Source organism: Gluconobacter sp. R75690, from assembly GCF_015244525.1.
Classification (GTDB): Bacteria; Pseudomonadota; Alphaproteobacteria; order Acetobacterales; family Acetobacteraceae; genus Gluconobacter; species Gluconobacter potus.
Genome location: NZ_JABCQB010000035.1, coordinates 1 through 2,109 on the forward strand (window position 1 = coordinate 1; position 2,109 = coordinate 2,109).

At 48.7% G+C, this 2,109-nt stretch carries 1 protein-coding gene and 2 pseudogenes; 2 read left to right on the forward strand and 1 reads right to left on the reverse strand.

Translation table 11 applies throughout. The features are described 5' to 3' along the window. Window positions 1-99: pseudogene (locus HKD27_RS16165) on the forward strand (IS5/IS1182 family transposase); the annotation flags it as partial. Window positions 100-314: 215 nt separating this feature from the next. Continuing rightward, complete coding sequence (galE, locus tag HKD27_RS16170) at window positions 315-1,301, forward strand: UDP-glucose 4-epimerase GalE (protein ID WP_194690213.1); 987 nt, start codon at window positions 315-317, stop codon at window positions 1,299-1,301. A 35-nt stretch (window positions 1,302-1,336) separates the two neighbouring features. Here galE and HKD27_RS16175 read toward each other — a convergent pair. After that, window positions 1,337-2,001: pseudogene (locus HKD27_RS16175) on the reverse strand (DDE-type integrase/transposase/recombinase); the annotation flags it as partial. Between the last annotated feature and the right edge of the window lie 108 nt (window positions 2,002-2,109).

The window sequence follows — 2,109 nt, forward strand, 5'->3', positions numbered from 1 at the left end:
CTCAAGGACTGGCGGCGGGTCGCAACCCGCTATGACAGATGCCCGAATGTCTTCTTCTCAGCCATCTGCCTCGCCGCAACCGTCATCTTCTGGATATGAGCCCTGAGCCTAGATATATAATAATATTTTTCAAATGTTAGTTAATAACTTAATTATTTATATTAATTTTTTTAAAAAAGTTTTGTGGTAGAAAATATAGTATATTAAGGAAAAATTTTCTTTAAGAAAAATTTGGCATTTTTTGATTCCTTAATTTAGAGTGGGTGAAAGGTTTTTTGAGTATTTTGTTCGATTTTGGGCTTCAGGAGAGTATAATGCGTTATCTTGTGACTGGTGGGGCTGGCTTTGTAGGCAGCCATATCGTTCTGGCTCTACTTGATGCTGGGCATAACGTTGTTGTTCTTGACAATTTGAGCACGGGGTATCGCCAGGCCGTTCCTGCAGGAGTGCCCCTACACGAAGTTGACCTTCTGGATATTCAGGCGACTTCTGCTGTGGTTGCGCAAGGACCTTGGGACGGAGTTCTTCATTTTGCGGCTCTTTCCTTGGTTGGAGATAGTATGCGCGACCCCTTCCATTATCTAAGGCAAAATTATTTAACTGCACTGAACCTTGTGCAGGTTTGTGTTCAGCATGGTGTGAAGAAAATTGTGTTTTCGTCGACGGCCGCGCTTTTTGGTGGTCCTGAACGTTTGGACCCTATACCAGAAACTGCATCTGTGCAGCCTGGATCGCCCTATGGCGAAAGTAAATTCATGATTGAACGGGTACTACACTGGGCTGACGCCATCTATGGCTTAAGAAGTGCTTGTCTGCGATATTTTAATGCTGCAGGCGCAGACCCTCAAGGGCGGGCTGGAGAAGATCATCGCCCTGAAACTCATCTTATCCCCCTGACTATTGATGCTGCGCTGGGTCGTCGTCCCGCTCTTAAGTTGTTTGGAACGGATTACCCCACCCGAGATGGTTCCTGTGTTCGGGACTATATTCATGTAACTGACCTGGCAGATGCTCATGTGAGAGCATTGCTTCAGATCGACCATAGAAGTGTTACGTACAATATTGGTAATGGTCAGGGCTATTCTAACCTTGAAGTTATTCAAAGCGTCGAAAGAGTTAGTGGGCGGAAAGTTATTTGGGAAGCGGCTCCCCGACGTGAAGGAGATCCCTCTTTGCTCGTTGCCGACTCTACAACTCTGCGGAATGAGACGGGATGGACGCCGCGTTTTGGAGATCTTGATAGCATAGTTGAGACAGCGCTTCGTTGGCGCGAGAGTCATCCTCAAGGTTATGAAGCGTAATTCCAACTGCTAAATTAGTTCAGTAAGATTGCGTTTTAGGTGTTTAGTCCCGGGGTTTGATGGGTTGGATTGAGGATGAATCTTTCTGGCTCTGAAGTCCAGATTTTGCAGACGTATTCGTAAGGGGTGAGGCCACTCAGCGCCTTGAGCCTTCGCCCGAAATTATAGACTGTCATGCAGTCGCTGAGGTGTGTCCTCAACTGCTCATGACTGTCGTAATGAAAGCGTTTGACGGTTGCGTCCTTGATCGTCCGGTTCATCCGTTCAACCCGACCGTTCGTCCAGGGATGATTGGGTTTAGTCAGACGATGTTCGATCCCGTGGGCTTCGCAGATCATGTCGAAGCGCATGGGGCGCGACCACGCCGTATTGCGATTACGGGCTGCTCAGCGAACTGGATGCCGTTATCGGTCAGAATGGTATGAATCCGGTAAGGGATCATACTCAGGAGATATTCGAGGAATTCCCAGGCCGTCTTCCGATCGGCTTTCCCGACCAGTTGTGTGACAGCGAATTTGCTTGTCCGGTCGATGGCAACGAAGAGGTACAGCTTACCTTCAGCGGTCTGGACTTCGGCCATGTCGAGATGAAAGAACCCGATCGGGTAGCGTTTGAAGCGCTGGCGTCTGGGCTTGTCTCCCTCCATGTCCGGCAGTCGTGAGATCTCGTGACGCTGAAAGCAGCGATGCAGAGCCGAACGTGGAGGGTTCGAAGAACCGTTGATTGAAGACCTTTCTGCCTGATTTTGGGCTCGCAGGCTGGTATTGATGGCTCTGGATGGTGATTTTCGTTGTGCGTTTTGAGCAGA

What these genes read in the sequence shown, in the direction of transcription:
- galE (WP_194690213.1), top strand. Translation starts at nt 315, where the DNA reads ATGCGTTATCTTGTGACTGGTGGGGCTGGCTTTGTAGGCAGCCATATC.